Annotated in this window: 22 protein-coding genes; 12 read left to right on the top strand and 10 right to left on the bottom strand. The window is 70.2% G+C overall.

Going from position 1 to position 22,177, the window contains the following annotated elements:
* Positions 1-11: 11 nt before the first annotated feature.
* Positions 12-551, bottom strand: a complete 540-nt coding sequence (locus tag ACRDTB_RS06405; RefSeq protein ID WP_431429031.1) for a YbaB/EbfC family nucleoid-associated protein — start codon at positions 549-551, stop codon at positions 12-14.
* A 511-nt stretch (positions 552-1,062) separates the two neighbouring features.
* Here ACRDTB_RS06405 and ACRDTB_RS06400 point away from each other — a divergent pair.
* Entirely contained in the window at positions 1,063-1,275 is a 213-nt protein-coding gene (locus ACRDTB_RS06400) for a hypothetical protein (RefSeq protein WP_431429030.1), read from the top strand.
* Positions 1,276-1,515: 240 nt separating this feature from the next.
* Here ACRDTB_RS06400 and ACRDTB_RS06395 read toward each other — a convergent pair whose 3' ends face one another.
* Entirely contained in the window at positions 1,516-2,457 is a 942-nt protein-coding gene (locus ACRDTB_RS06395) for an MBL fold metallo-hydrolase (protein WP_431429029.1), read from the bottom strand.
* Positions 2,458-2,569: 112 nt separating this feature from the next.
* Here ACRDTB_RS06395 and ACRDTB_RS06390 point away from each other — a divergent pair, with 112 nt between their 5' ends.
* Positions 2,570-3,550 (top strand): helix-turn-helix domain-containing protein, encoded by a 981-nt coding sequence (locus ACRDTB_RS06390; RefSeq protein ID WP_431429028.1) that lies wholly within the window; start codon positions 2,570-2,572, stop codon positions 3,548-3,550.
* 86 nt (positions 3,551-3,636) lie between these two features.
* Here ACRDTB_RS06390 and ACRDTB_RS06385 read toward each other — a convergent pair whose 3' ends face one another.
* Complete coding sequence (locus ACRDTB_RS06385) at positions 3,637-4,365, bottom strand: hypothetical protein (RefSeq protein WP_431429027.1); 729 nt, start codon at positions 4,363-4,365, stop codon at positions 3,637-3,639.
* A 73-nt stretch (positions 4,366-4,438) separates the two neighbouring features.
* Here ACRDTB_RS06385 and ACRDTB_RS06380 point away from each other — a divergent pair, with 73 nt between their 5' ends.
* Together ACRDTB_RS06380 and ACRDTB_RS06375 are read left to right on the top strand one after the other, a co-directional pair.
* The gene (locus tag ACRDTB_RS06380; protein ID WP_431429026.1) at positions 4,439-6,646 is read left to right on the top strand and encodes a histidine kinase; all 2,208 of its coding nucleotides are present in this window, start codon (positions 4,439-4,441) and stop codon (positions 6,644-6,646) included.
* Positions 6,639-7,313: a response regulator gene (locus ACRDTB_RS06375; protein WP_431429025.1), complete on the top strand. Its 675-nt coding sequence runs from the start codon at positions 6,639-6,641 to the stop codon at positions 7,311-7,313. The genes ACRDTB_RS06380 and ACRDTB_RS06375 overlap by 8 nt, the downstream gene beginning before the upstream one ends.
* Before the next feature lie 197 nt (positions 7,314-7,510).
* On the opposite strand, the gene ACRDTB_RS06370 is transcribed toward ACRDTB_RS06375, so the two are convergent.
* Positions 7,511-7,687 (bottom strand): hypothetical protein, encoded by a 177-nt coding sequence (locus tag ACRDTB_RS06370; RefSeq protein WP_431429024.1) that lies wholly within the window; start codon positions 7,685-7,687, stop codon positions 7,511-7,513.
* Positions 7,688-7,756: 69 nt separating this feature from the next.
* Complete coding sequence (locus ACRDTB_RS06365) at positions 7,757-7,891, bottom strand: hypothetical protein (protein WP_431429023.1); 135 nt, start codon at positions 7,889-7,891, stop codon at positions 7,757-7,759.
* A 109-nt stretch (positions 7,892-8,000) separates the two neighbouring features.
* Here ACRDTB_RS06365 and ACRDTB_RS06360 point away from each other — a divergent pair, with 109 nt between their 5' ends.
* Positions 8,001-9,290, top strand: coding sequence for a PQQ-binding-like beta-propeller repeat protein (locus tag ACRDTB_RS06360; RefSeq protein ID WP_431429022.1), 1,290 nt, complete (start codon positions 8,001-8,003; stop codon positions 9,288-9,290).
* A gap of 51 nt (positions 9,291-9,341) precedes the next feature.
* Here ACRDTB_RS06360 and ACRDTB_RS06355 read toward each other — a convergent pair whose 3' ends face one another.
* The 5 genes from ACRDTB_RS06355 to ACRDTB_RS06335 form a co-directional block, all read right to left on the bottom strand.
* Complete coding sequence (locus tag ACRDTB_RS06355) at positions 9,342-10,004, bottom strand: hypothetical protein (protein ID WP_431429021.1); 663 nt, start codon at positions 10,002-10,004, stop codon at positions 9,342-9,344.
* A gap of 423 nt (positions 10,005-10,427) precedes the next feature.
* Entirely contained in the window at positions 10,428-11,765 is a 1,338-nt protein-coding gene (locus ACRDTB_RS06350; protein ID WP_431429020.1) for a hypothetical protein, read from the bottom strand.
* 40 nt (positions 11,766-11,805) lie between these two features.
* The gene (locus ACRDTB_RS06345; RefSeq protein WP_431429019.1) at positions 11,806-12,483 is read right to left on the bottom strand and encodes a class I SAM-dependent methyltransferase; all 678 of its coding nucleotides are present in this window, start codon (positions 12,481-12,483) and stop codon (positions 11,806-11,808) included.
* Between the two features lie 75 nt (positions 12,484-12,558).
* Positions 12,559-13,221 (bottom strand): hypothetical protein, encoded by a 663-nt coding sequence (locus ACRDTB_RS06340; RefSeq protein ID WP_431429018.1) that lies wholly within the window; start codon positions 13,219-13,221, stop codon positions 12,559-12,561.
* A gap of 135 nt (positions 13,222-13,356) precedes the next feature.
* Positions 13,357-14,565, bottom strand: a complete 1,209-nt coding sequence (locus ACRDTB_RS06335; protein ID WP_431429062.1) for an FAD-dependent monooxygenase — start codon at positions 14,563-14,565, stop codon at positions 13,357-13,359.
* 815 nt (positions 14,566-15,380) lie between these two features.
* On the opposite strand from ACRDTB_RS06335, the gene ACRDTB_RS06330 reads away from it, so the two are divergent.
* From ACRDTB_RS06330 to ACRDTB_RS06300, 7 genes are all read left to right on the top strand, one after another.
* Complete coding sequence (locus tag ACRDTB_RS06330; protein ID WP_431429017.1) at positions 15,381-15,956, top strand: TetR/AcrR family transcriptional regulator; 576 nt, start codon at positions 15,381-15,383, stop codon at positions 15,954-15,956.
* A gap of 20 nt (positions 15,957-15,976) precedes the next feature.
* Positions 15,977-16,459, top strand: coding sequence for a nitroreductase family deazaflavin-dependent oxidoreductase (locus tag ACRDTB_RS06325; protein WP_431429016.1), 483 nt, complete (start codon positions 15,977-15,979; stop codon positions 16,457-16,459).
* 182 nt (positions 16,460-16,641) lie between these two features.
* Positions 16,642-17,367 (top strand): respiratory nitrate reductase subunit gamma, encoded by a 726-nt coding sequence (gene narI, locus ACRDTB_RS06320; RefSeq protein WP_431429015.1) that lies wholly within the window; start codon positions 16,642-16,644, stop codon positions 17,365-17,367.
* Positions 17,368-17,434: 67 nt separating this feature from the next.
* Positions 17,435-18,796 (top strand): lysine N(6)-hydroxylase/L-ornithine N(5)-oxygenase family protein, encoded by a 1,362-nt coding sequence (locus ACRDTB_RS06315; protein ID WP_431429014.1) that lies wholly within the window; start codon positions 17,435-17,437, stop codon positions 18,794-18,796.
* Positions 18,793-19,128, top strand: coding sequence for a cupin domain-containing protein (locus ACRDTB_RS06310; protein ID WP_431429013.1), 336 nt, complete (start codon positions 18,793-18,795; stop codon positions 19,126-19,128). The genes ACRDTB_RS06315 and ACRDTB_RS06310 overlap by 4 nt, the downstream gene beginning before the upstream one ends.
* The gene (locus ACRDTB_RS06305; protein WP_431429012.1) at positions 19,125-20,222 is read left to right on the top strand and encodes an NAD(P)/FAD-dependent oxidoreductase; all 1,098 of its coding nucleotides are present in this window, start codon (positions 19,125-19,127) and stop codon (positions 20,220-20,222) included. The genes ACRDTB_RS06310 and ACRDTB_RS06305 overlap by 4 nt, the downstream gene beginning before the upstream one ends.
* A 19-nt stretch (positions 20,223-20,241) precedes the next feature.
* Positions 20,242-22,164 (top strand): class I tRNA ligase family protein, encoded by a 1,923-nt coding sequence (locus ACRDTB_RS06300; protein WP_431429011.1) that lies wholly within the window; start codon positions 20,242-20,244, stop codon positions 22,162-22,164.
* Positions 22,165-22,177 lie beyond the last annotated feature (13 nt).

Raw genomic sequence — 22,177 nt, 5'->3', positions numbered from 1 at the left:
CCTCTGCCCCCTCAGCCTCGGAAGATCGACCCGTCGTCGTCTTCGTCGTCCTCGACCTGCCCGGGCATGGGCCGCCGCGGCGGCGAGCGTCGGGGTGGTGGCGGCTGGTCACCGCCGGTGTCCTCGGTGTCGCCGTCGGAGAACCGCAGCGGCTCGTCCTCGGTCGGTTCCTCCTCCGACTCCTCGGGCGGCGGAAAGGTTTCGTGTGCTTTGGCCATGATGTGCTGCGAGGCCGGGTCGTCCTCCCCCACCGTGTCGGCGACGATCTCCGCCAGCCGTTCCGGGTACCGCGACTGGGCCTTGCGGATCGCGGCCATGACGTTGGCCGCGATCTCGTCCGGGCTCATCTGCCGGACCCGCTCGGTCATGCTCACGTCGGTCGGCAGCCCGTTGTGCCCGACGGTCACACTTACCGCGCCACCGGCGACCGACTCGGTGATGCTGACCTGCTCAACCCGGTCGGCCAGCTGCTGGAACCGTTCCGCCTTCTGGTTGGCGCCGCGCTGCCAGTCGTCGACCATCCGCTCGGTGGCCGACAGCGGATCGGACATCGAAGCTCCCACACGGTTGATTCACGCTTGCGATGTCCGACTTTACGACGAGTCGCGGCACCGTGCGGCCGTTATCGACGAGTCGTCGGGTCTCGCACCCGTCAGGTCGTCGGGGCTGGGGAGGATGGCGCCACCGGTCAGGTCGTCGTACGGCCGGGCGGCGACCAGGGAGAACCCCGTTGCCGCTGCTGCATCGCACTCGACGAAATAGCCAACTAATGATATGCCAAACTCAACCGCGACGTCATCCAGCACTGGCTCGAAGAACCCAACTGGTCCATCAGACCCGCGTGCCCTGAATAGGCCGTTCGAGGGTTTCTTTGACGTGAGTAGACGAATCGGTGGTGCCGGTGGGGGTTCTGATCCCGGTCCGCGCAAAGGTGCGCAAGTCGTTGTCGCCAGGGCGGCGGCGCTCGCCGCCTGGCGACGCATGTGCCTACGCTCCCTCAAGAACCACGCCGAACAGTACGCGGAATGCGTCACGCACTCCGTCGGTCAGGTGCGAGAGTTCTTGGCGCGCACACCGTGCCAGCGGCTCAACCGGATGCTCTTCGCTCTTGGCGACGGGAACATCGCCGTGCTCGCGGTCTCGTGGGTGGAGTTCCGTGGCAGGACTGCCGCCCGCAGGTTCCGGGACATCAGCGACACCTACGGCACCGGCCAATTCAACGACGAGATGCTCGACGCCATCGCCGAAATCGCCGCCTGGGCTCCACGACCGTGATGGAGCACAGACGGGTACGACGGTGCACCATGAGCGCGGATATGCCGCGACAAAGCCACGCAGCGCGGCAGTCTCCCCCATGCTCGCGTCGTTGCCAGCCAGTGGCAGTGCCGCCATGCGTCGAGGCCAACGCCGTATCCGGCGCGACGCTCTGTGCCCGAGCACGGGATTCCCGGTCTTGTGGCGCCCTTCGCCGGCAAGGAGATCGACCCTGTGCCGGGGCACAGGGTCCGATCCCGCTCAGCGCTTCAGGCCCACGTGCCCGTTCGCCCAGACGAAGGGCGTGGTGAGGTGTGCGGTCGCCAGCCAGGTCGGCATCCGGTCCGCTTCGTCGAGCAGTGCCCGTCGGGTGTGGCGTGCGGTTTCTTGGTCCGACTCGAACTCGTAGCCGACGCCGGGGGCGACCAGCTGCACGGCGTGCACGAGGACATCGCCGGTGATGACGATCTGCCGCCACGGCTCGCGCACCAGAACGGACTGGTGGCCCGGGGTGTGGCCGGGCGTCGGGATCGTGGACACGGTGCCGGCGCCGCCACGTGCGAGGCATACCTCACCGTCCACCCGATCCAGCTGCCCGCTGCGTCGCAACGGCTCTACGACGTAGGGCAGCACGACCTCGTCGCCGGCTTCCTCCAGGGCACGGATCTCCCTCCGCTGGATCACGTACCGGGCGTTCGGGAAATATGGCACTCCGTCCGGTGACACCGACCAGCCGAAGTGGTCCTCGTGCAGATGGGTCAGCACCACCAGCCGGACCTCCGCGCGGTCGATGCCCGCCTCTGCCAGGCGTTCCAGAAGATGCCCCGGCACCGGCGCCCACGCGGACGCCGGGCTGCCGGCCGGTCCGACCCCGGCGTCGACGAGCGCGACGCCACCGGCGGGAAGGCGAATCGCGAAGCACCGGAAGTCCAGGTTCCAGGCGTCGCCCGGGCCGAAGGCGTCCGGGTCGACCCGCCGGGCGCGCGCCCAGTCCCGTCCGGTGGCCCCGGTGAACGCCTCACCGGCGGTGCGGAAGAAGGGACCGCTGGCGTCGAGCAGCGCGACGATCTCAAACCGGCCGACCCGCATGGTCGCCTGCCCGGACAGCGGTGCGGACGCGGCGGCGGACATGCCACCTCCAGCCACGGCCAGTCCCACGGTCATGCCGCCGAGCAGCAACGTACGCCTTCGCACACCGTTCATGGTTCGACTCCCTCCTCGTGCCGTCTGCGATACTCCGGTGCGAAGAGTCGATCAGGGGTGCTGGGCCGGTGCGAGCGATTCGAAGAACATCGAATCCCCAGGGAGCTCGGTCATGCTGACCGTGTGGGTCGATCCCGGACAGCTGACCCGCTCCCGGTTCGCCCTGTCCCGGCTCGCGGAGCTGTCCTGCGCGCTGGAAGTGTTGACCCACCCCAGCCGAGCACCCTTCGCCCGGCGGTGGGTCGACACCACTCGCCATCGCCTCGACGTTGACGAGGTGTCGCTGATCCACGCCCTGGTCGAACACGATTCCGCCTACGTGCCGGACTTCCTGGTGCCCCTGCCCGCTACCTACGAACCGACGCTGGACGACGACCTGGCCGCGGTCGCGACCACGCCGGCCGACACCGTGCGGCGACACCTGACGAGGGCTTTCCCGTCCGACCCGCTGCCGAACGCGGTCGCCCGTGTGCTCGACCGCGGCGGCGAGCGCGCCGTCGCCGAGACCGCGGCGGAGCAACTGCACCGCTGCTGGCAAGCCACGCTCGCCGACTCGTGGCCGGCGCTGCGGCGGGTTCTCGATGAGGACGTCCGGCACCGCGCCGCCCGCGCCGCGCGGCTCGGCTTCGCCGAGATCCTCGGTGACCTGCACCCGACCCTGCACTGGGACGGCACGCGGCTGACGAGACAGACCACCCACGACCTGACGCTGGAAGCGGCGCCCGGCCCGGTCCTGACGCCGTCAGTGTTCCTGCCGTGGCCCGCCGTGTGGAACGGAACTCCCACAGACGTCCTGCTGGGCTACCCCGCCCGCGGCCGAGGCGCCGTCTGGTCGTCCCCATCCCAAGTGCTGGGCGCATCGGTGCTGGGCGCCCGCCGGGTCGCACTGCTGGCGGACCTCGACCCACCACGGTCGACCTCGGAACTGGCCACCCGGCATCAGCTCAGCCCCGCCACGGTGTCCTACCACCTGAACCGTCTCTGCTCAGACGGCCTGGTCACCCGCCGCCAGGACGGCCACAACGTGCTCTACACCGCCACGGATGCCGCACGATCCCTCCTCGCCGCCGTGAACCAGGCGTCGCACTTGTAGTGTCGAAAGTAGACACGGTCGGACGACCCGGTACCGCCGCGACAGCTTCGGCCGCGCGAGCATCGCCGACCGCATCGCGGAGGACCTCACTGGTGACCGCGGAATCGCTGGGTGAGCCTTTGGGTTCGGCTGGTTGTCATTGTGCCCGGAGTGTGGACCCAGGCCCGAGTGTCGACTTCCTTGGCCATGACGTGGACGGGCGTGTATCTGGACGGGTCGATGCCGCGATGGCCGTGCCGCACAACGGTTTGGTGGATCATGTCGGAGACGACGAGAACCAGGTCGGCATGTGGACGGCGCACGAGCTCCCGGTAGAGCGGTTGGCTGTTGACCAGTCGGCAGGTCAGGTTCAGGTCCGTACCGACCCAGCCGAAGCGGCCGCGGAGCACCTCGCCGGCGTGTACCGCGACCCGCAACCTGATGCGCGGAGCCCGGCCGGTCGTCGAGTTGTGTTCGCGCAGGGCGGCGCAGAGTGACGGAACCACCGGGTCGAAAATGTCTACTTTGGATACCGCGGCCGGGACGAGCATGATCATGCCATCGCCGCGGTCCTCGACCACGAGTGTGTGCCAGGCGATGTCCGCGGCACGAAAGGCGGCCCGGACCAGCTCGTCGAGCGCTGCCCGTGCGTGTAGTTGAGCACGGTCGTCCCACCGGCCCGAGCCGGCCATGTCGATGACGACGATCGACCAATACTCCGGATCGGCCAGCGTCGGAATCCGGTCGCGATCCGGACGACGACCGGTCAGCCGCCCACGACCCCGAAGGGCCGACGCGGCGAGGAGAAGCCGCGAACTCCCTTGTCGCACAGCCATCTCCCACCTCCAGCGACCTGTTGGCGGTGTCGTACTGGTTGGTGACGTGCGCCGTTGCATAGGGGTGACGCTAATGACGTCCGGATCGGGCGGGAACGCGGTGCGGGCGCACGACACACTGGAGGACAGCCCCGTGGTGGGGGCGAGGTTCACCTCGTGGACGAACCGGTCGGCCACGGTCGACAATTCCGGTGTGTCCACGTGGTCGCGGGTCAACCTTTACTCCCTGGTCTCGCTCGGCGGTGTCGGGCTGCTCGTCGCCGGCTGGCGCGCGACCGTTGAGCGGCACGCGACTTTCGTGCACGGCCCGCACGAGGCGCTGGGCCCGTTCGGCTGGTTTGTCTTCGGTGTGGTGCCGGGCTATCTGGTCGGGACGTGGGTCGCGCTCAAGCGCCCGGACCATCCGCAGGCCCGCAGGATGCTGGTCGCTGGCAGCGCGTATTCGGTCAACCTCGCCGCCGCGGGACTTCTCCGCGCCGCCGCCGGCCGCGGCGATCCGGAACCGTGGTTCTGGTGGGCGAACCTGGCTCTACAGCTCACGGGTGTTGTCGCCGTGACCGCAAATGCGCTGGCACTGGCGTCGTTTCCGGATGGGACGATCGAGCGCCCGTGGCAACGCTGGGGGTTGTGGGTGATACGGCTGCACGTGGCTGTGCCGCCGCTGCTGTTGCTGGCCAGCCCCACCTTGTTGCCCATGACCTACCTGCTCGCGCCCCATCTGCTCGAGGATGCACCACGGATGGCCAGTCCGTTCGCGGTGCCGTGGCTGCACTGGCTGGCCGAACCGCTGGAATGGTTGCTGTCCGGCCAGCTCGGCGGCCTGCTCCTGGTCGCGATCCTCGCCGCCCGCTTCCTTCGTGCCGACCAGGCGCAGCGGGTACGAATGCGGCTGGTGGCTTACCTGCTGGCCGCGATCAGCCCCCTCTATATGGCGCACTTCCTGCTGACACCCCGGCACGGGCCGGAGAACCCGGTCTGGCTGCAGCTGCTGTCCGGTGTGCTGGCCGTACTGATGTCCCTGACCCCGGTGATCATCGTGGTAGCGATCCTGCGGCACCGGCTGTACGACATCGACCTGGTGATCCGCCGGTCGGTGGTGTACGGCGCGTTGTCGCTGGGCATCGCGGCGGTGTACCTCGGGTTGGCCGCCGCCCCCGGGCTGGCCCTGGGCGACACCATTCCGGTGGAGCTGGCCGTGGTGTTGACGATCGTCGCGGCCGTCGTGTTCCAGCCGCTGCGCCGCCGGCTCGAGCGGCTGGCCGACCGGCTGGTGTTCGGTGAGCGGGTGAACCGCTACAAGCTGCTCACCACGTTCGGCGCGAGCCTCGAGCAGACCGTCGCGCTGGGCGAGCTGCTGCCGCATCTGGCCGACACGGTGCGGCGTGGGCTGGCGGCCCCGTGGGTGCGGGTGACCTTGCCCGGCGTGGATGTCGTGGCCGGGACGGTGTCCGGCTCCGGCGACGCGGCGCTGCGGGTCGGGCTCGAACGAGGCGGCGAGGTCGTCGGTCATATCGAATGCGGGCCCAAGGACGGCGGCTACCAGCCCGGAGACCGAGAACTGCTGGACACGCTGGCCGGTCAGGCGGCCACCGCGATCGCCAACGCCCAGCTCACCACCCAACTCGGCGAGCAGGTCAACGAGCTGGCTCGGTCCAGGAGCAGGATCGTCGCCGCACAGGACACCGAGCGCCGCCGCATCGAGCGAAACATCCACGACGGCGCCCAGCAGCACGTCGTCGCCCTGATCATGAAGCTGCGGCTGGCCCGCAACCAACTCGACCGCGGCGACCGGTCCACCGACGAGGTGCTCGACGAACTGCAGCGCGACGCCCAGGGACTGCTCACCGACCTCCGCGAGCTCGCCCACGGCGTCCATCCACCGGTGCTCAGCGACCAAGGACTGGTCGCCGCCGTGCAGGCACGAGCCGACCGCATGCCACTGAACGTGCGTGTGCACGCCGAGCCGGCGCTGTACGACCAGCGACTCGGCACCGAGATCGAAGGTGCGGCATATTTCGTGATCTGTGAGGCACTGACCAACGTGGTCAAACACGCCGCAGCGCGCACGGCCGGCGTCCGATTGTCCACAAAGGATGGAAAGGTGGTGGTGCGGGTGCGTGACGACGGCGTCGGTTTCACGTCGGCCAAGGCCAACGGCAACGGGCTGACCAACCTGCGGGACCGGGTGGAGGCCCTCGGTGGCCACGTACAGGTGGACAGCAGCCCCGGCACGGGCACCAAGGTGCACGCCGAACTCCCGATCGGGGCCCACCATGGCTGAGCGGCTCCGGGTGGTGATCGCTGAGGACAACTACCTCGTCCGGGAGGGCACCAGAAGACTCCTGGAGGACACGGGCGTCGTGGACGTGCTGGCCGCGGTCGGCACCGCCGACGAACTGCGCGACGCCGTACGCAGGCTAGGCCCGGACGCTGTCCTCACCGACATCCGGATGCCACCCGGTCACCACATGGAAGGCATCGACGCCGCGCACGCGATCCGGGCCGAACACCCCGGTACCGGCGTGGCCGTACTCTCCCAGCACACCGACGCGAGCTACGCCTTCGCGCTGTTCCGAGACGGCACGGCTGGCCTCGCCTACCTGCTCAAGGACCGACTCGGCGACGTCGAAGACCTGATCCGGGCGCTACGCGAGGTCTCCCGCGGCGGCTCGGTGATCGACTCACTCATCGTCGAAGCACTTGTCGCCAGACGCACCCGCACCTCCCCCTCCCCACTGGCCACACTGACCCCACGCGAACTCGACGTGCTCCGCGAAATGGCCCAAGGCAAGACCAACGCCGGCATCGAGCAAGCAGTGCACCTGTCCGCGTCAACCGTGGAAAAACACGTCAACTCCATCTTCAGCAAGCTCGAACTCGCCGAGCAGCCAGTACACCGCAGGGTCGCGGCCGTACTCGCCTTCCTCCGAGACCAACCCCACGAATGACACGCCCCCGCATGAACCGACTGGCGAGCCCCGTGGCAGCGGGCAACAATCCTGGACGGCGACGGTGGTCCTCGACTGGTTGCGCACCGCGCGCTGACACCTTCAGGAATTCTTCAGCGAGCCGAGGGGAACGTCCCGGTTGATCGTCTGGTCATACGGGTCGCGATCCCGATGCGACCCAGGGGGACGGCCATGGATCAGGATGACGCACCGGTGACCGAGCCCAGCGTGGAGCCGGCGCCGGCCCCGCTCGCAGGCATGCTGCGCTGGGTGGCGGCGACGCTGCTGGTGCTCGGGTCGAGCGCGGTGATCGTCGCGATGTTTCTGCCGCGGGAGCCTGCCGTGCCGCGGCGGCCGGGGTGGCTGACGGCCATGGTGGTGGTGTTGGCGATACTTCTGGTGGCGCTCGCCGTCGCCGCGTTGCGTGGCCGCGCTGACCCAGCTCACTGGCGCGGTCTTCGCCGCTGGTGCGTGCTGCTGGTCGCCGCTCTGGCCTGGCCGGCGTGGTGGTCGTTCGGGGACGCCTCGGAGAACCTGTCCAGCGGGTTGCCGGTGCTCGGACCGATGCTGTTCGCCATCGGGTTCACCGCGATGCTCTGCGCGGCGCTGCTGCTTGCGGTGCTCAGCCCACCAGGAGCAGTTGCCGGGCCCACCGTGCGCCGGAGGCTTGTCGGGGCCGGTGCCGGCGTGCTGGTCGTCGCCGTCGCCGTGCTGGCCTCCCTTGTCGTTGTCCACATTGGGCCATTGGACGTCACGACCGCCGCCACGGTGCGGCCCGCCGCGGTGCCGACCGACCCGCACAGGCAGGCCTGGGCATGGGAGGCCCCGGAAGGCCAGCGGGTGAACGAGGTGGTTACCGCCGGTGCCGGCGTGGCCGTGCGGGTCGTCGACGGCGTGATCGCCATCGATGGCACGACAGGCAAGGAACGCTGGCACTACCGCCGCACCGGATCTCGTACCAGTGGGCTCGGCGTCAGTCCCGACGGCAGGTTTCTCCTGGTCAGCTTCTACTCCTCCGTGGAGGACGTGGAAGGCGTCAGGGTCATCAGCCTGGATGCCATGACCGGCGAGGAGGCCGGCTTCGACGAAGTCACCGAAGGCGGCGTGTTCCGCGGGATTCGAATGGAGATGACCAACCGGGTTCTGCTCGGCGGTAACCCCGACGAAGGCCTGTTCCGCGGCTACGACCTGCGCAGCGGCGAGCGCCTGTGGGAGTACCGAAAGCCGCAAACCTGCCGATTCGGCGACGTGGCCGGCAAGCCGATGGTCGGGCGTGATGTCGTGTTGTTCGGGTTGGTCTGCGGACCGAAGGAGCCGCGCAGTGAGAACGTCACCGTCACAGTCACACTGCTCGCGCTGGACGATCGTACCGGTGCCGAGCGGTGGAGCATCGAACGGCAGGTTCCCGCCCTCGCGCAAAAGGGCAGCGGTCCCGACGGAGACTTCTGGACCAGCCCCGGCTGGAACATCGACCAGTTCCTCGAGCTGGCGTCGGACGGGTCGGCCGTCTCCTTCGGTTGGACCGACAGTGAAACCGGTGCGGAGGACCGGTTTCTGGCCGATGCGGCTACCGGTGACGTCCTCCTCGATGCCACCGCGCTCCCGACCGGCGAAATCGTCGAGTTCACGAAGGAATGGCTGGTGACCGGAAAAGGCTCCGTGTCGGACGCGTACACGATCACCACGATCGTCACCGGAAGCAGCCGCGCGGTTGGGGAGATATCCGTGCGGGGCCCCTCGGAACGGTGGTTCACCGGCGAACTGGTCGTCGGGTTCGGCCAGTGGTTCAGCACTGAGAACGCGTGCCGCAACATGGTGTCGATCGCGCCGTGGGATGGTGCGCCACCGCGGCGTGCGAATATCCACTTCGGACGGCACGACGCCGACCAGTACTGTGAGTATCCGGAACTCGAACTCGCACCCGGTGCGATCGTCGCCTGGCACTCGGACACGAACCGGATCGTCGGCATCGCCTGACCGGTACCGCTTCGCTCCCTGCGGGAATCCCGCCAGCAATCTCTCCCGGCGTCAGAAGCCGATGCTGTACAGGACGATGAGACCGACCGCCGCGCCGATCGCCGCCAGGTAGCAGGTCGAGCGGGCCTTGCGCAGGCCGCGGGCGGTGTGCACGTCGACGGCGACCACTCGGGAACCACGCAGGTAGTAGGCCAGCAGGATGACGGCCAGCAGCCCCAGGCGGCCGATCATGCCGAGGACGCCGCCGGCGGTGTCCTCCTCGGTGCTGGTTGCGGTACCGACGGCGGCGATCACGAAGAGCACGCCGATGGCCGGCAGCCGCCACCGCGGTCGCCACGGCAGGACGACATAGACCTGGTCGCGGCCGGCGGGCGGGTCGGGCAAGAACGGCAGCATGGCCGAGAACAATGCCTGGCCCGGTGCGTGGTTGAAGGTCATGTCGTCGAAATGCGCGGTGGGCGTCCTGGCCGCCGCCCGCGAACCGTCGGCCAGCGCGTAGCGCTCCCGCAGCAGGCGCTTGAGCACCTTTCCCGTGGCGCCCAACGGCATCGACCGTGTCTCGTCGCAGACCTCGAGCATGGCCACGGTGGGCATGTCGTTGGCACGCAAGTTGTCGTTGACGCGCCGCAGGAGCGTCCCGGCGTCGGGCAGGGCACCGGGGTTCGCGGCCGGGGCCGGAGTCCGGCTGCTCACCCGGTCGGGAAAGCGGTTCACCCGCGCCGGGACGCTGCCGCCGGTGTCCTCGCGCGCGACCGTCTACGCGCTGGCGTTGTCCGCGCTCGCGGCCGGCGACCGACACGCGGTCGGTGGTGTGGACGGCATGGTGATCGCTCACCGGTCCGGCACGCCGGATCTTCGAGCTGACCTTTCACCCGGCCAAGGATTTGCTGGCGGCCAGCGTCATCGACGGTTGGACCTGGTTGTGGGACACCGACGACGTCTGCGCCCGGACCGGTGATCCATCACCGAACGCGAATGGCACACCTACCTACCGGACCTCCCCTACGACCCGCCGTGCCGACCGGACGGAGACCCGGCCTGACACCGAACTCCGCGTCCCCGCCATGGCTGGCAGTGTCCAACTGGCAGTGTCCAATGTGTCTATTCGACGTAGACTGTCCATGCCACGGCCGAGCGTTAGAGGCCGAGCACGCCGCGTCCGGGCCACCGTCGCGCGGGGCCGTCGACGTCCGGTGGTTCGGGCTTGAACCAGCGGTCTGGTTTCCTGACCGGGGCGGGTTGTTCTACTGGTTTGGCCAGTTCGGTTGGTTTGTGTAGGGCTATCGCCGCGACCAGGGCTTCCTTGAGGCGTTCGGCCAGGTTGACTTCGGCCAGGTCTTTGGTGATCTCGTTCAGTTGGTAGGCCAGCTCGGGGTCCTTGGCGATCTCTTTCAGATAATCGGCCAACTCGGCCTGGCCCAGATCCATGATCGCCAGGTGGCGGAGGCTCGCGCACTTGCTCAGGTCGCCCTCCAGGGCGCACGCGACCGTGTCGACCACGCGAATTGCTCGGGCCACCTCCTTCAAGTGCAGGGGATCCGTGACCAACTCCGACACGACGTGGCCTAGGACTTTGCCGAGGAAGTCCGGCATGCCCAACAACTCCGTGCCGCACCACGCGATGCCCGATCGCACCGTGTCCGAGACCTTGTCCAGGCCGCCGGCCACGGTGTCGAGGCTCGAGGATTGCGTTGGCGAGATTCGCTCCAGCACGTCGCGGGTGAGCGCCGCCGCCTTCTTGGCATACGCGTCGGCCGCTACCTCGACGGGAGAGTTCTTCGCCAGGCCCGCCACCAGTTCCGCGGCGATGTCCACGCGTTCCTCGCGTGTGCCCGGCACCGGCAGGTCCGTTTCCACCACCGCGGGTGGTTCTGCGACGGACCGCCCGGGAGGCCGCGAGCACGGGAGGTCGGCGCACGTGTCGCAGCCCTCGCCGGTTGGGCGGTGCCAGCTGGGCTCGTCGTCGGCCGGGGCTTGCAGGATCAGCATCGAGCCGCAGTCCAGGCAGGCGAACACGTCGCATTCGGCGCCGGAGTCCGAACCGCCGGCGTGCTGGCGGACCGGGACGTTCTCCGGGCTCAGAATGTCGGCCCAGCGGCGGGCGTCCCGGGCGGTCGCACGCTTTCGGAGGACTTCACTTCGTCGAGTCAGGTCGGCATTCTCCGCCGAGAGGCGCTCGTTCTCGTCGCGGAGAGAGGCGACGTGGCGCTTCAACTCGGCCGCCCGGCGCGCCACCTCGGCCGTGCGACGTTCCGACTCGACGGCCCGGCTGGCGAGGACGGCGATGTCCTGCCGCAGCTTGGTGGCCTCCCGCTCGAGTGCGGCCTCGCGCCGGTCCGCCGCCCGCCGCATCGCGCGCCGGCCCTCCGCGGACCGCTCGAACGCCCGGTCCACGGCCTCGCTGATCTCCTGCGTCACCATGCGCTGCACCGGTCGCAGACCCAGTAGGAAGTTCCACCACCCCGGCCGGTACATGTACCTCAGCGTAACGCCACCTACACCGCGAAGACGATCTTCACCGAGGGCGTGCCTCGGCGCGGCCGGCCCGGAGTCGCCAACCGGTCATCGGAGTGCGTCCCTTGCTGTCCCGGGGCCAGGCGCTCATCTCACCGAGACCGTCGCCGAGCAAGCCGACGATCTCGGCGGCCTCGAGCGCCTCGACGTCCCAGCCATCGGTGAACAGCTCCTGCAACCCGCGTTCGGTGAGCCGGCCGCGGTCCGGGGTACGTGCGCGGGGCACGTCGGCAAAGCACAGCACGGCCACCCGACCACCCGGCCGGCAGATCCGGCCTAGCACCTCCAGGTACCGCCGCTGCGCCGAGGGCCGCAAGCAGTGCAGCAGTCCGCTGTCCACCACGGTGTCGAACGACCCGTCATAGCCCAGCTCGGTGGCGTCCGCGACGACGAACTCGACCTCCAGTCCGCGCTCCGCCGCCTTGTGCCGCGCCCGCGCGATAGCACTCGACGCCAGATCGACACCGGTGACCGAGTGCCCCCGAGCGGCGAGCGCCAGGCCCAATTCCCCGGTGCCACAACCGATGTCGAGGATTCGCCCGCGGCACCAGCCCATGTCCACCAGCTCGGCGAGCGCCGGCTGCGGCTCCCCGATGTCCCACGGGACACCCCTGCCGTCGGCTCGGTCGCGGTAGACCTCCTCGAAATCCATGTCCGGCGGTTCGGGCTGCTCGGTCATCGCGCCTCCCACGATCGACGGCCAACCCGGACCGTATCGCGACCGACACAGTCGCTGCGCTAGGAGGCCGTGGGCTCACTCCTCGGCGGGCACAGCCTTGTTCCCGCGGCGCTGCACGAGGTAGGCGATGAGCCAGTATGCCCGCTCGAGCAGCCACGCACCGATCACGATGATCACTACGAGCAGGACTGTGACGACCGTCGGCGCCAGGCCGAGGTGCCGGGCCATCCAGTCGGCCACCCGGTGGCTGGGCGACCTCGGGTCGAACAGCACTACGGCCACGAACACCGCCGCGATGCCGGTGACGGCCAGGAGAACGAGCTTGCGATGGCGGCGCGACAGGCGAGCCCGCCGACTGATCACGTCCGCGGCGCCCAGGATGCGTCGTACCCTCAGGAGCCGGACCGCGGAGAGGAAGATGACCAGGCGAAAGATCTGCACCGGTCCCACGACCAGCACCACAGCGGGCACCGTCGCCACCGCGAGCATGAGCTCGGCCCGGTGTTCGCGAATCCATCTGAGCCGCTCGCGGCTGACCAGAAGCAGCAGCACCGACTCGCCGATCAGCGTCACGCCTGAGGCCGTGTTCAGCACCGCGCCGACGATGGCCCAGATGCCGCTGGTCATGGTGAGGAACACCGCGGGCACCGACATCAACGCGGCGACGAGAACCGGAACGTCCGCCCGGTCCTCGATCGCCTGTGCCAGGTCGTTGCCCCGACGCTCCCATCGCCCCACGGGCTCGCATGATAGGGCGCCGACCACCGACCTCGGTTCGGAAAGTGCCGACCCGCTCGTCGCCGGGTACACCTCGATTCCCGTTGAGGCGCACTGAGCTACCCGCCGCCGAGTGCCCGCGCCGTCGCACGTACGTCACCGTTCTCCACTCTCCCGCTCGGTGACCGGGTGCGACGCGCTGTCCCGCAGGTTTCTGATGAGTGCGGTGGACTTGCCGGCCACGATAGCCGCGACGAGACGGTCGAGCACGGGCAACCGCGCCATCCGCAGCGCGGCGCGCCGGATCCGCCGCTGTCCGGGGGTGGCCGGCAGGAACCACCGCGCGCCGGCCCGGCCGGCCCGCTGCTTGTCCTCGGCCACCGGTCGCCACAGCCGCTCGTAGGAGGCCAGCGCGGCGTCGATTGACGGTGCCCGGGCCAGCTGGTCGGCGAGTACGAACGCCCCCGCCACACCGAGCGATGCGCCCTGGCCGGCGAGCAGCGACACCGCGTAGCAGGCGTCGCCCACGAGGGCCACCCGTCTCCGGCTCCAGCGCGGCATCTCGATCTGCGCGACCAGGTCGTAGTAGATCTCCGCCGACGGCGGGCACCGGTCGAGCGCCATGGGCACGACCCAGCCCAGCCCGGCATAGGCGGCCCGCACCGCGGCGCGGAGGTCGTGCGGCAGCGCGGTGTCCGTGCTCCGGTGCACGGCGAACGTCGCGACCCGGCCGTCGCGCAGACCGTAGAAGCCCATCTGGCAGCCGACCGAGTCGGTGAGATGAACCCGGTTCTGCACGACGGCATGGATGTCCGGGGCGTCGACGACGAATGCGGCGGTGTGGAAGCCGAGGTGGCGGACGAAGCGCGCTTCGTCGCCAAACACCAGGCGGCGAACCGTCGAGTGGATGCCGTCCGCGCCGACGAGTAGGTCGGCGTCGAGCATATCGCCGCCGTCCAGTTCCACCCGCACGCCGCCATCACGCTCGGCCACTCGCACTGGGCCGGTGCCGAAGCGCAGGTCGACCCGCGGCGGAAGGTGGTCACGCAGCACACGCTCGAGGTCGGGCCGCATGATGTCGAGCAACCGACCGTTCGCGAACTGCGCGAGTCGCACCCCGGCACGCCGCCGCCCTTCTTCGTCGACCAGGCTCGCCTCCTCGATGTGGTAGGACTCCTCCTCGACGGCTGGCATCAGTCCCATCGCCTCCAGCGCGTCCAGGCCCGGTCCGAAGAAGTCCATCATGTAACCCTGATCGCGCGGACCGGCGGCCCGCTCGAGCAACACGACCTCGGCGCCGAGCGCCGGCAACCGGTTCGCCAGCGTGAGACCGGTGATCCCGGCACCGCAGATCACGACTTTCATCGGTGTTCTCCCTATCTGGTGTCGGCCGCGCAGGCGGCGAGGATTTCGTCCCAAGTGGACACCGCGAAATGACCGGAGCCCACGATCCATTGGACGTCGACGTCCGGGATGGTTCGCCGCAGGTACCTCCCAGGAGCGGTAGGCGATCAGCGCCTCGTGCGCGCCGCCGGACTCGAGCGCCTCCCGGTCCGGGGTGGACACGGCCGATGCCATGAGCGAGAAGAACACTCGCGGCCAGTACTTCGCACACCAGCCCAGCGGCGCGAACGACACCCGCATCGCCCACGGCACGCGCCGGGCCAACCGTGCGTAGGCCCGGTCGAGTTGCTCGAGACCCGCCATGATCCGCGGCGTCGCCACCGGCGCGAGCGCGCCGATGAACCGCAGCCGCTCCGGCGGCAGCACCCCGCACGCGAACAAGTGCGGACCGCCGCCGGAATGCCCGGCGACGCCGAACTCCCCCACCCGCCCCCAGGGCGTCCGCCAGCGAGGTCACGTCAGCCGGCCAGTCCGCGAACGTGCGGCCGCGCTGATACGTGGAGCGCCCGAATCCCGGTCGGTCCACCGCGATCAACCGGAATCGCTGGGCGCGTGCGGCGGCTTCGGCGAACGCTCCTTCCAGGCGGCTGCCCGGCGTGCCGTGGACGTAGAGCACCGGAAATCCATCCGGATCGCCGCCCTCCAGATCGGCCAGGTCACGCCCGTCCGGCAACGGATGGATCCGCGTATCCCGCACGTCGCACCCTCCCGTCACGATCGCTGCTATGCTATTGGGCATTCGCCCAAGGCAATTGCACAGTACCGCAGAGGATGACATGCCCACATCTGCTGAGCGAGGTCGCGAGGTCCGAGCGCGCCTACTCGAGGCGGCGGCCGCCCTGATCGGGGAGCGCGGCTGGTCCGCGGTCAGCACCAGGACCCTGGCCGAGCGGGCCGGTGTGGGCCCGGGCCTCGTGCACTACCACTTCGCCTCGCTGCACGCTCTGCTCACCGAGGCAGCCGTCGACACGATGCGCGAGGTCACCGCGGCGGTGCGGCCGCTGCTCGCCGCCGCGGGCACACCGGCGGACGCGGTGCGCCTGCTGATGGCGTCGTTGGACGAGTACACCGGCCGCGATCCGGCATCGAGGATGTTCGTCGAGACCTACCTCGCCGCGACCCGGGACCGGGCGCTGCGTGAGGCGGTCGCGAGCGTTCTCGACGACCTCCGCGCGGAGTTCACGACCTGGCTGCGAGCACAGGAGGTCGCGGACCCGGAGGGCACCGCCGTCGTGCTCGCCGCGGCCGTCGACGGCCTGCTCCTGCACCGGGCGCTCGACGCGGGCATCACCGCCGACGCCGTGACACCCGTGCTCACCCGGCTCGTCCGCGACGACTCCGCCGCGGGATGACGACGTACCGAGGAGGCACGATGGCCATCACCGACCGCAAGCCGACCGGACTGCTGCGCGCCCTGCTGCGCGCGCCCATCTGGCTGTACCGGATGAGGTTGGGCCGGCTCGCGGGCCGGCGGCTGACCTACATCGCACATCTGGGCCGGCGCACGGGCGCCCGGCGCGAGGTGGTCGTCGAGACGGTTCGATTCGACCCGGCCACCCCAGAGATAGTCGTCGTCGCGGCGTGGGGTCCCGGTCCCGACTGGTACCGCAACCTGCTGGCCGCACCCGCCATCGAGGTGCGCGTCGGCGGGCAGCGCTGGCCGCGGCCACGCCACCGTCTCCTCGACGCCGACGAGACCCAGCGGACCTTGCTCGCCTACCAACGCAACCACCCGCACGCCTGGAAACGCCTCGGTCCCCTGCTCGGCTTTCCCACCGATTCCGCCGACCCGCACTGGCCGGACGTCGCCGCGTCGGTGCACGCGATCGCGTTCCGACCATCGAGGGACGGTTGATCACACACGTCAGCCGGCGTGCACCCCATGGCTCGCCTCGCCCCGGGCTCGCGCGAGCCGCAACCCGTTGCGCGCCAACCGAATGACACCACCCGCCGGCGGTGACGGCGAGCGGGTCGTAGGGCCCCGAACCAGCGGGGCGAAGGGCCCTACTCCGCAGGTGGTCGGCCGCCACACCTGGGTTGCCCGCCCGCACGAAGGTGGCCGCGTGGCGAAGCGCGGTGTTCGTCGTCGGCCACGTGTGGCGCTACCGGTACGACAAGTTCGGCTGGACCACCCGCTCCTCGCAGCTGTACGAGAGCCGGCTGTTGCGGCTGGGCAGCCCGCTGTTCCACGTCGGCATCCTGCTGGTCGCCATCGGCCACGTCGGCGGGGTGCTCCTGCCGAAGTCCTGGACGGAGGCCGTCGGGATCGGTGAGACCGCCTACCACGTCGTGGCCGTCGGGCTGGGCGCCGTCGCCGGGTTCTGCATCCTGGCCGGTGCGGCGATCCTGGTCTACCGCCGCCGCACGGTGGGGCCGGTGTTCTCCGCGACCACGCGCAACGACAAGGTCATGTACGTGCTGCTGGTCGGCACGATCGTGCTCGGCCTCGGCACCACCGTTCTGGGCAACCTCACCGGCGACCCGCACGACTACCGCGAGTCCGTCTCGCCCTGGTTCCGCTCGATCTTACTTCCAGCCCGAACCCGACCTGATGGCCGCCGCCCCACTCGGCTTCCAGCTCCATGCCCTCGCCGCCTGGGCACTGTTGTGTTCTGGCCGTTCAGCCGGCTGGTGCACGTCTTCTCCATGCCCCTCGGCCCACCTCACCGGATTGATTCGTCCTCGTCGAGCAAGCAGACACAGTGGACAGGCAGACACAGTGGACAGTACGACCTACGCGCCTTCTCTCGGCGATTGTCTTGACAGGCGCTGGCCTTGTCCGTTTAGGTCTGGAACTTGTCGTCACCTCGACTGCAAGGGGGCGAAGGACGTGCCTGACGGCGGATCCGAAGTCGAGTTAGACGTGGCGGGGGCGGGGTTGGGCCCGTGCAACCTGAGCCTCGCCGCCCTACTCGAACCGTTGGCCGACGTCCGGGCTCGTTTCCTCGAGGCACGGCGGTCGTTCCAGTGGCACTGCGGGATCATGGTGCCCGGTGCCGAGCTGCAGGTCTCCTACCTCAAGGACCTGGTCACGCTCGTCGACCCCTGCAACAGGTTCTCGTTTCTCAACTACCTCGCGACCGAGGGGCTGCTGCACCGCTTCCTGATCGCGCACACCGACCGGTGCTCGCGCCAGGAGTTCGAGCGGTACTACCAGTGGGCGGCCGACCGGATCAGCGGCGTCAGCTGGGACCACGAGGTGGAGCGGGTGGACCTGCGGGGTGATGTCCTGGAGATCACCTGCACCGGCCGGGAGCCCGTGACAGCCAGGAACCTGGTCATCGGCTCCGGGCGGACCCCGTCGCTGCCCGACTTCGCGGCCAAGTTGCGCGGCGACACCGTGCTGCACAGCTCCGAGTTCCGGATCGTGCGACCGGCGGTCGCCGGGCGGGACGTCATGGTGGTCGGCGCCGGCCAGAGCGGCGCGGAGGTGGTGAACCACCTGCTGGGCGGCGAGGTCGGCGTGCCGCAGTCGCTGACCTGGGTCTCCAGCCGGGTGGGGTTCCTGCCGATGGACGACTCGCCGTTCAGCAACGAGTGGTTCCACCCGGCCTATGTCGACCACTTCTACAGCCTGTCCCCCGAACGCCGCCGGATGCTGCTGGACCGGCAGCGGATGGCGAGCGACGGGGTCTCCGAGTCGCTGCTCCGCGAGATCTACCGCCGGCTGTACGAGTTGGACGCGCTGGGTCGAAGCCGGCTCTCCCGCCGGCTGCTGGTGAGCCGTCGGGTCACCGACCTGCTCGCCGACGGCGACACGGGCAACGGCCGGCTCATGGCGATCATTCGTGACGACGACACCGGGAAGATCGAGACCTGCGGCGCCGACGTGGTGATCTTCGCGACCGGCTACCACAGCGAGTTCCCCCGGTACCTCGAGCCACTGCGCGAGCGGATCCTGGGCGCCGACGGCACACTCCGGGTGCGCCGCGACTACCGGCTCGACTGGGACGGGCCCGAGCATCTGGGGCTCTACGTCCAGAACTCCGCCGAGAGCACGCACGGGATCGCCGACCCGAACCTCAGCCTCGCGGCGTGGCGCAGCGCCCGGATCATCAACTCGATCTGCGGCCGGCCCGTCTACCGGACCGAGGACACGCGGTCGACGATCTCGTGGGACGGCACCAAACAGTCCGACCAGCCGGCGGACGCAACGATCACCTCGGACAGAGTAGGTGTGACCCTGCCATGACTCAGCCCGCACGCATCGAGTACCAGGCCGCCGAGCGGTACGACTCCGGCATGGTCATGGAGGAGGCCGCTCCGGCCGCCGAGCACTGGCCGTTCACCGCGGCCCGGTTCGAGGTCCCGCCCGGGGCGACCACCGAGCTGGACGTGCACGACGTGGTCGAGCTGTGGATGGTGCGCAGCGGTACCGGCAGGGTCGTCTCCGGCGACACGACGATGGACGTCGCGCCCGGCGCGATGGTGTACTTCGCCAGTCGGGTGCCGCACCGGGTCACGAACACCGGCACCGACCAGCTGCGCCTGTTCTCCGTGTGGTGGCGAGGGCCGTCCTCGTGACCACCGACTTATCCGCGGACCTGGCGATCATCGGCGGCGGCATCATCGGCTGCTTCGTGGCCCACCAGGCGGCCCACGCGCGGCCCGACCGACGCGTCGTGCTCCTGGAGCGGTCCACGATCGGCGCGGGCGCCACCGCGTGGTCGGCCGGCGTCAGCTTCCCGCTCGCGGCCACGGCGCCGCACAGGCGGCTGGTCCGTGATGCCGCCACCGCGTTCGCGCGGTTGCGGGACACCACGGCCGGGCGGTTCCTCCGGCCGATGCGGATGATCTACGTCGTCGGCCGTGCCGGCCGCGACGCGTTCCACGGCCGGGTCGTCGACGCCGAGCTGCGCGTGGTCACCGAGGACGAGCGCGGTCGGGTCGAGCGGATGCTTCCCGGCGTCCGGCTCGGCGCGGACGAGGAGCTGCTGACCCACGATGGGTACGGGTTCGCGGTCGACGCGCGCGGGCTCGCGGAGTGGTTGGTGTCCGAGGGCGTGACCGTCCACTCAGGACAGAACGTCACCGGGATCCATCCGGAGGCGGGCGGCTACCGGCTGGTCGGCGACCGCGCGACGTGGTCCGCCGGGCGGGCGATCGTCGCCACGGGCGCCTGGCCGGTGCCCGGGCCGCGATCCGACGGACCTGCGGTGCGCACGAAGAGGGTCGCCGCGCTGCACGCCGACCTGCCCACCGAGCCCGGCGACCCGCTGGTGTACTTCCTCGACGACGACCTGTTCTTCCTGCCGTCGGCCACCGGCCCGACGCTGGTGAGCTTCTACCGCGACATCTGGGACCTCGACCCGGCGTCGATGGACGGCCGGGCGAGCGAGGACGACCTGCGGTGCGGGACGGACGCGGTGCGGCGCCGTAGTCCCGCCGCGGCCGAGGCGGTCACCGCAGGCCGGGCCTTCTGCGACGGGTACGCCCCGGACCGCCTGCCGGTCGTCACCGCGCACCCGGACCACCCCGGCCTGGTGTCGATCCGTGGTGGCTCCGGTTCCGGGGTCCGGCTCGCGCCCGCACTGGCCGCCGCGGCACTGCGCACGGCCGGCGACCCCACCCCGTCCAACCGATCATCCGACACCGCGCCGGCCGCGGGTCGGCGCTGAGCCGCCCATGGAGGTAAAGGTGACCACCGGCAACCCCTTTGGTACCCGGCCCGTCCTCGTGTTCTCCACCCCGCCGACACCCAACGGCGACCTACACCTCGGTCACGTGTCCGGCCCGTACCTCGGGGCCGACGCGTTCGTGCGCTTCCAACGCATGAACGGCGTCACCGCGTGGCACCTGACCGGCAGCGACGACTACCAGAGCTACGTCGTCGAGTGCGCCCGACGCGAGGGCAGCACGCCGGAGCGGACCGCCGCGCACTACGGCGCCGAGATCGCCGAGACGCTGCGGCTGATGGACATCGAGGTCGACCAGTACACGGTGACCAGCACCGACCCCGGGTACGCCGACGGGCTGCGGGCGTACTTCAGCCGACTCGTCGAGTCCGGCTCGGTGGCGCCCCGCGAGGACGCGGCCCTGTTCGACGGCGAGACCGGGGCGTACCTGTACGAGGTCGACGTGAGCGGGCGGTGCCCCACCTGCCACGAGCCGACCGGTGGCAGCATCTGCGAGGAGTGCGGCGAGCCCAACTCCTGCGCCGACCTCGGCGACCCGCGGTCCGGACGGTCCGACGCGCCGCCACGCCGGGGCATGGTGACCCGCTATTCCCTGCCGCTGCACGAGTTCCGCGACGCGCTGGCCGCCCACCACGACCGCGGGCGGGTGCCCGACCGGCTGCGGGACCTGGCCGAGCGGCTGTTCCGGCGCGACCGGCTCGACGTCGCGGTCAGCCACCCGTCGGCCTGGGGCGTGGCCCCGGCCGAGGGGCTCGGCGACGAGCAGGTGATCTGGGTGTGGCCGGAGATGGCCTGGGGCTTCCTGCACGGCATCGAGTCACTGGGCCGGCGCCTCGGCCGGGACTGGGCCGCCGGCGCGCCCCGGCCGGACTGGAAGATCGTGCACTTCTTCGGCTACGACAACAGCTTCTACCACTCCGTGCTCTACCCGGTGTTGTACCGGCTCGCCTACCCCGACTGGGATTGCGACATCGACTACCACGTCAACGAGTTCTACCTGCTCGAGGACGCCAAGTTCTCCACCAGCCGCCGACATGTCGTGTGGGCCAAGGACTTCGTCGGCGCGCACAACGTCGACGCCGTCCGCTTCTTCCTCTCCCACACCCGTCCCGAAGGCCGGCGGACGAGCTTCCGGCACGACGCCTTCGCCGACGTCGTGAAGGACGTGCTGCTCGGCACCTGGCAGCTCTGGTTCGCCGACCTCGGCGTGCGGGTACGTGACACCTGCGGCGGCCAGGCACCGCGGGTGGGGCCGCCCACGCCGGTGCAGACCGCGTTCCGCGACCGGATCGCCGAGCGGTTGGCCGCGCTCACCGCTTGCCTCGGCCGCGACGACTTCTCGCTGAATCGGGCGACTAGGGAGCTGGCTGGCATCGTCGAGGACGCCACCCGGTTCCGCGAGGAGACCGGTGGCACGGCGATCGCCCACGAGCTGGCGGCCGCCAGGATGCTCGCCCACTGCGCCGCGCCCGTGATGCCGCGCTTCGCCGCGAAGCTGGCGGCCGCGCTCGGCGGGCCGGCGCCGGCACGCTGGCCGAGTGCGGTCGACCTCGTGGCGGCCGGCACCCCGATCGACCTTGCCGGCCAGGAGTTCTTCAGCGCGACGACGACACCGGCGACCCAAGAGGCGGCGCCGGCCGACGGTGAGCAGCCGGCCCTGCTGCCGTGGCTACGCGACCTGGTGGTCAGCACCGTGCAGCTCACCGACGAATCGGACCTGGACCGCGCCACCCTGGTCGAACTGGGCGTCGGCTCGCTGCACGCCGTCGCGCTGCAGTACCAGCTCCTCGAGCAGCTCGATGTCGACGTCACCGTCGAGGAACTGCTCGGCGAGCGGGACGTCACGGCGCTGGCGCGCCTGCTCGAGCAGAAGGCGACACCGGAGGCCGTGGCGGAGCTGACCGACGAGGTCGTCTCGTGTTAGCCCGGCCCGCGAC

This window comes from Actinophytocola sp. (assembly GCF_050699935.1).
Classification (GTDB): domain Bacteria; phylum Actinomycetota; class Actinomycetes; order Mycobacteriales; family Pseudonocardiaceae; genus Actinophytocola.
This window is presented reverse-complemented; position numbering and strand designations above follow the sequence as displayed.